Origin of the sequence: Raoultella sp., from assembly GCF_039594335.1 — a bacterium.
In the GTDB taxonomy this organism is placed as follows: Bacteria; Pseudomonadota; Gammaproteobacteria; order Enterobacterales; family Enterobacteriaceae; genus Klebsiella.
This window is the reverse complement of record NZ_JBCNNS010000044.1, coordinates 24,537-30,682: the sequence shown is the minus strand read 5'-3', so window position 1 is coordinate 30,682 and position 6,146 is coordinate 24,537. Positions and strand designations below refer to the sequence as shown.

Below are 6,146 nucleotides of genomic sequence, written 5' to 3'. Positions count from 1 at the left end.
CCGGTGCTGATCGAAAAACCCGTCGCCGACTCACCGGAACGTGCCCGGGAACTGGTCAATGCCGCCGCTCGTTATCAGGTTCCTGTGTTGGTGGGACACCACCGGCGGCATAACGCACTGATCGCCGTGGCGAAGAGAGTGATCGACAGCGGCGAACTCGGAAAAATCGTCACCGTCTCCGCACATTGGATACTGCAAAAGCCGGATGATTATTTTGATATTGCCTGGCGACGCGAGCCTGGCGCGGGACCGCTGCTGGTCAATCTGGTCCATGATATTGACCTGATGCGCTATCTGTTTGGCGAAGTCGATCAGGTACAGGCCTTTACCTCCCATGCCGTACGCCGGTTCGCCAACGAAGACAGCGCGGTGGTAAACCTTCGTTTCGCCAGCGGAGCATTAGGTAGCGCGGTGCTCACCGATTGCGGCGTCGGCCCCTGGAGCTGGGAGATGAACTCGCGAGAAAATGCGATCTACGCCCACGCGGCGGAAAACTGCTATCTGATTTCCGGTACCCGCGGCGCGCTGGCGATCCCGCAGATGCAGTGGTGGCGCTATGGCGACGCGCGCGGCTGGCTCCACCCGCTGCTAAGCGACAGGCTTCAGGTCGAGGCTATCGATCCCTTCATACTGCAGCTTGACCACTTTTTGCAGGTCATCACAGGCGAGGAGAAGCCGCTGATCGATGCTGCCGATGCGCTGCGCTCACTGGAGATCGTTGCTGCCATTCAGCAGATGGCTGACCAGGCGGCCTAATCCACATCAACAGGCGTCGGCGCAATACCGCATTGTGCCGACTTTTCTGCGGTCTTTACCGTGCGACCGCGCGAGGATAAAAGAAAAATAAATTTCATTTAAATGAAAAATGAAAATAAAAAATTCGTTATCTCATCGTCCCCTCTATCCCCTCTCGCTTTCCCGGCTAAAACATCAGTTAACCCAGGATTAATCATCATATTTACTACATTTTTAGTCAGAAAGTCGTTCGTCAGGCGCACACGGGACGGTGAGGATAATCTTGATAATTTTTCGATCTCTCTCCCATAAATAAAAATTTAATTTCATATAATAATTATAATGAAATAAAAATTCTCAAAAAGACGTTGACATTCCTCAGGCAGCAGTTTGGTCACCAGGACCGGCGCCAGAGTCTTGCCCCGCTTCCTTGAGCCGGGAGCGAATCTCATCAGACATCCGTACTTTGTATCAAGGAGAACACCATGTTAAACGGCATGCCCCCTCTGCCCCGCTCCCTGCGCTGGGGAATGGTCGGCGGCGGATCTACCAGCCAGATTGGCTACAGCCACCGCTCGGCCGCGCTGCGTGACAGTGTCTTTACCTTGCTGGCTGGCGCTTTTGATATTGATGCCGAACGCGGACGCCAGTTTGGTGAACAGCTCGGGATCGCGCCGAGGCGCTGCTATGCCGATTATCAAACGCTGTTTCGCGAAGAGGCGCTGCGTCCTGACGGTATTGAAGTGGTGTCGGTAACCACGCCGAACAATACCCATTTCGCCATTACCAAAGCGGCGCTGGAAGCCGGACTGCACGTGGTCTGTGAAAAACCGCTCTGCTTTACCGCCGCTGAAGCTCAGGAGCTGCGGGAGCTGAGCATAAAGCATAACAAAATCGTCGGCGTCACTTACGGCTATGCCGGGTATCAGATGATTCAGCAGGCACGACAGATGATTGCCAACGGGTTGCTCGGGCAAATTCGGATTATCAATATGCAGTTTGCCCACGGATTTCATAGTCAAGCCGTTGAACTGCAGGCGGAGTCAACCCGCTGGCGCGTCACGCCGAAGTATGCCGGACCAAGCTACGTGCTGGGCGATCTGGCAACGCATCCGCTCTTTGTCGCCGAAACAATGGCGCCACACCTCAATATTCGCCGTCTGATGTGTTCCCGCCAGAGTTTCGTCGCCTCGCGCGCACCACTGGAAGATAACGCCTTTGTGCTGATGGAATACGATAACGGCGCCATCGGCTCAATGTGGACCAGCGCAGTCAACAGCGGCGCAATGCACTCGCAAAAGGTACGCATCGTCGGCGAGAAAGCCAGCATCGAGTGGTGGGATGAGCATCCTAACCAACTCAGCTACGAGGTACAAGGTGAGCCGGCGCGGGTGCTTGAGCGCGGCATGCCATATCTCAGCGCCGCAGCCCTGGCAGACGATCGTATCGGTGGCGGCCACCCGGAGGGGCTGTTTGAAGCGTGGGCAAATCTCTATCGGCGCTATGCCATTGCCATTGATGCGATGGATCGGGGCGATCGCGCGTTTCTGGAGAACTTCTGGTACCCGGACGTTGAAGCCGGTCTGCATGGCGTCTATTGGGTGGAGCAATGCGTGAAATCCGCCGACGCCGGCAGCCAATGGGTTGACTTTAATTTACAATAACTACCATGAACCAGTGGAGCCTGCGCCACTGGTTTCTTTGTTTTCCCCGCGTTTACCTCATCATGCAACACAACAGTAATATCTGTTAAACAAACATTTATTTACGCTTCTGGCTGCCACCACTACACTAGTCGCAGTTTTTAGATTGAGGTGGTAATGAACGACAATAAAATGACGCCAGGTGAACTGCGCGCGACCTGGGGTCTGGGGACCGTATTCTCGCTGCGTATGCTCGGCATGTTTATGGTTCTGCCGGTGTTGACCACCTATGGTATGGCATTACAGGGCGCCAGCGAAGCGCTGATTGGCCTGGCCATTGGTATCTATGGCCTTGCTCAGGCCGTATTTCAGATTCCGTTCGGCCTGCTTTCCGACCGTATTGGTCGTAAACCGCTGATTGTCGGCGGTCTGTTAATCTTCGTTATCGGGAGCGTGATAGCCGCGCTGAGCGACTCCATCTGGGGCATCATTCTTGGGCGCGCGCTGCAAGGTTCCGGCGCGATTGCCGCGGCGGTCATGGCGCTACTCTCCGATTTAACCCGCGAACAGAACCGCACGAAGGCGATGGCCTTTATCGGCGTCAGTTTCGGCGTTACCTTTGCCATCGCCATGGTGCTGGGGCCGATTATTGCTCATCAGTTGGGCCTGCATGCGCTGTTCTGGATGATCGCCATCCTGGCAACGATCGGCATCCTGCTGACAATATGGGTGGTGCCAAACAGCCGCAACCACGTCCTGAACCGCGAATCCGGTATGGTGAAGGGCTGTTTCAGCAAAGTGCTTGCTGAGCCGAAGCTGCTGAAGCTCAACTTCGGCATTATGTGTCTGCATATCATGCTGATGTCCACCTTTGTGGCCCTGCCAGGCCAGCTGGAAGCCGCCGGTTTTCCTGCTGCCGAGCACTGGAAAATTTACCTGGTCACCATGCTGATTTCGTTTGTTTCGGTGGTGCCTTTTATCATCTACGCCGAAGTGAAGCGCAAGATGAAACATGTCTTTCTGTTCTGCGTCGCTCTCCTGTTGGTGGCCGAAATTGTCCTGTGGGGCGCGGGCGGCTATTTCTGGGAGCTGGTCGCGGGCGTTCAGCTGTTCTTCCTCGCCTTTAATCTGCTGGAAGCCCTGCTGCCTTCTTTGATCAGTAAAGAGTCGCCGGCGGGCTATAAAGGCACCGCAATGGGCATCTATTCAACCAGTCAGTTCCTTGGCGTGGCGATTGGCGGCTCGCTGGGCGGCTGGGTAGATGGCTACTTTGATTCACAAACCGTATTCCTGCTCGGCGCACTGCTGGCGATGCTGTGGCTGCTGGTTGCCGGGACGATGAGCGAACCGCCGTACGTCAGCAGCCTGCGGGTCGAAATTCCCAAGGATGTGGTTGCCGATAACGCGCTGCAGGAACGTCTGCAGAGCACTGAAGGGGTAAAACAGGTGCTGGTGGTGGCAAACGAACGGTCGGTGTATATCAAAATCGACAGTAAGGTGACCAACCGCTTCGAAATTGAGCAGGCCATCAAAGGGGCGTAAAAAAAGCGGGGCATTCCCCGCTTTTTTATTGGCTGACGTTTGCCGCTGATATGCCAGCTCAGCCCCGACTTAGTCGCGGAAGTTTTTGAACTGGAACGGCTGTCCCAGGTCGCCGCCGCGCACCAGCGCCATAACCGCCTGCAGATCGTCGCGGGCTTTACCGGTGACGCGAATCTCTTCGCCCTGAATTTGCGCCTGCACCTTCAGCTTGCTGTCTTTGATGAGCTTGACGATTTTTTTCTGCGTCGCGCTCTCAATCCCCTGCTTCAGTTTCGCATCGACAAACCAGGTTTTCCCACTGTGCACGAACTCGTCCGGCACTTCGATAGAACTGCCTTCAATGCCGCGTTTTAACAGCTTCGCACGCAGAATATCCAGCAGTTGGTTAATCTGGAAATCAGATTCGCTGAGAACCTTGATGGTCTCGTTTTTTTCGTTCAGTTCGAAGCTCGCTTCAACGTTACGAAAATCAAAACGCGACTCCACTTCACGGGTCGCATTCTCTACGGCGTTTCGAACTTCCTGAAGATCGACTTCAGAGACAATATCGAAAGATGGCATCTTTTCTTCTCCTTCTGTTTCTTTTGCGTTGCATAATACCCGCAACGCAACATAACTCAACTGGTTATCCCGCAAGCATAGCCGATGTTCCGATGCTCAAGGCACGCCAGGCCACCGAGGCGTAGCTGCAGTCCGTAGTGCAACGAGTATATACTTCAGCTATACATGCCTGGGGTAGTCGCAGGTGAGGAGGAACAATGAAAGTAACCGTACTCGGATGCGGTGCCCTGGGGCAGCTGTGGCTAACCGCGTTATGCAAACACGGACACGAGGTCCAGGGCTGGCTGCGCGTCCCACAACCCTTTTGTAGCGTCAATCTGATCGAGACTGACGGGACGATGTTTAATGAGTCGTTAACCGCCAACGATCCTGACTTTCTCGCCAGCAGCGATCTGCTGCTGGTGACCCTAAAAGCCTGGCAGGTCTCCAACGCGGTAAAAAATCTGGCGCAAATTCTTCCCGCCTCCTCTCCGGTTCTGCTTATCCATAACGGGATGGGGACCGTCGATGAGCTGAAAGGCGTGCAGCAGCCACTGCTGCAAGGCTCCACAACCCAGGCCGCGCGCCGTGACGGTAACATCATTGTGCACGTTGCCAACGGCACGACGCATATCGGCCCGGCGAAAGACTATCCGCAGGATTACAGCGACCTTGCCGATATCCTGCAAAGTGTCCTGCCGGACGTTGCCTGGCACAATAATATCCGCCCGGCAACGTGGAGCAAGCTGGCGGTCAACTGCGTAATTAACCCGCTGACGGCACTGAAAGAGTGCCGCAACGGCGATTTGCGCGACTATCCGCAGGAAGTTGAGGTCATCTGCCGGGAGGTCGCCGCGGTCATGGAGCGTGAAGGTATTCATACTTCACCGGAAAACCTGTTATTTTATGTCCATCAGGTAATTGAAAGTACTGCAGAAAATATCTCTTCGATGTTGCAGGATATCCGCGCGCAACGTCGCACGGAAATCGACTATATCACCGGATTTCTATTGAAGCGCGCCCGCGCTCACGGCGTTGCCGTACCGGAAAACGCCCGTTTGTTTGAACTGGTAAAACGTAAGGAGAATGAATATGAGCGCGTCGGCACTGATTTGCCTCGCCCCTGGTAGCGAAGAGACCGAAGCAGTCACCACGATGGATTTACTGGTCCGCGGCGGTGTGCAGGTCACCACTGCCAGTGTCGCCAGCGACCGCAGCCTGACTATCGTCTGCTCGCGGGGCGTCAAACTGCAGGCGGATGCGCCGCTGGTAGAGGTCGCCGACGGCGATTATGACATCATCGTCCTTCCCGGCGGGATAAAAGGCGCGGAGTATTTCCGCGACAGCCCGCTGCTGGTGGAAACGGTCCGCCAGTTTCATCTTTCCGGGCGCATAGTCGCCGCCATCTGCGCGGCGGCGGCGACCGTACTGGTACCGCATAACCTTTTCCCCATTGGCAACATGACCGGTTTTCCGGCCCTGAAGGATCGCATCCCTGAAGAACAGTGGCAGGACAAGCGCGTCGTCTGGGACCCGCGGGTCAACCTGCTCACCAGCCAGGGGCCGGGAACAGCCATTGATTTTGCGCTCAAAATGATCGACCTGCTGGTCGGGCGTGAAAAAGCCCATGAGGTCGCGTCACAACTGGTGATGGCGGCGGGGATTTATAACTACTACGAAGCCTGA

The 6,146-nt window shown here is 55.4% G+C and carries 6 protein-coding genes; 5 read left to right on the top strand and 1 reads right to left on the bottom strand.

Annotated features, from left to right (window positions below; all coding sequences use genetic code 11):
• From ACZAHD_RS10265 to ACZAHD_RS10255, 3 genes are all read left to right on the top strand, one after another.
• Positions 1–756 (top strand): Gfo/Idh/MocA family protein (locus tag ACZAHD_RS10265; RefSeq protein ID WP_462456675.1); only part of this gene is annotated, 756 nt, incomplete at its 5' end.
• Between the two features lie 464 nt (positions 757–1,220).
• The gene (locus ACZAHD_RS10260; RefSeq protein ID WP_462456674.1) at positions 1,221–2,399 is read left to right on the top strand and encodes a Gfo/Idh/MocA family protein; all 1,179 of its coding nucleotides are present in this window, start codon (positions 1,221–1,223) and stop codon (positions 2,397–2,399) included.
• A gap of 156 nt (positions 2,400–2,555) precedes the next feature.
• Positions 2,556–3,920 (top strand): MFS transporter, encoded by a 1,365-nt coding sequence (locus tag ACZAHD_RS10255; RefSeq protein WP_462456673.1) that lies wholly within the window; start codon positions 2,556–2,558, stop codon positions 3,918–3,920.
• A gap of 69 nt (positions 3,921–3,989) precedes the next feature.
• On the opposite strand, the gene ACZAHD_RS10250 is transcribed toward ACZAHD_RS10255, so the two are convergent.
• Positions 3,990–4,481 carry a YajQ family cyclic di-GMP-binding protein gene (locus ACZAHD_RS10250; RefSeq protein WP_004858653.1) on the bottom strand — a complete coding sequence of 164 codons (492 nt, stop codon included), beginning with the start codon at positions 4,479–4,481 and terminating at the stop codon, positions 3,990–3,992.
• A 197-nt stretch (positions 4,482–4,678) separates the two neighbouring features.
• Between ACZAHD_RS10250 and panE the strand changes: the two genes are divergently transcribed.
• Both panE and yajL read left to right on the top strand, forming a co-directional pair.
• Positions 4,679–5,590 (top strand): 2-dehydropantoate 2-reductase, encoded by a 912-nt coding sequence (panE, locus tag ACZAHD_RS10245; protein WP_462456672.1) that lies wholly within the window; start codon positions 4,679–4,681, stop codon positions 5,588–5,590.
• Positions 5,553–6,146 (top strand): protein deglycase YajL, encoded by a 594-nt coding sequence (gene yajL / locus ACZAHD_RS10240; RefSeq protein WP_462456671.1) that lies wholly within the window; start codon positions 5,553–5,555, stop codon positions 6,144–6,146. Before panE ends, yajL begins: the two co-directional genes overlap by 38 nt.

Excerpts from the sequence above, each read along its gene's own strand:
- ACZAHD_RS10260 (WP_462456674.1), top strand. The coding sequence starts at position 1,221 with ATGTTAAACGGCATGCCCCCTCTGCCCCGCTCCCTGCGCTGGGGAATG.
- ACZAHD_RS10255 (WP_462456673.1), top strand. The coding sequence starts at position 2,556 with ATGAACGACAATAAAATGACGCCAGGTGAACTGCGCGCGACCTGGGGT.
- ACZAHD_RS10250 (WP_004858653.1), bottom strand. The coding sequence starts at position 4,481 with ATGCCATCTTTCGATATTGTCTCTGAAGTCGATCTTCAGGAAGTTCGA.
- panE (WP_462456672.1), top strand. The coding sequence starts at position 4,679 with ATGAAAGTAACCGTACTCGGATGCGGTGCCCTGGGGCAGCTGTGGCTA.
- yajL (WP_462456671.1), top strand. The coding sequence starts at position 5,553 with ATGAGCGCGTCGGCACTGATTTGCCTCGCCCCTGGTAGCGAAGAGACC.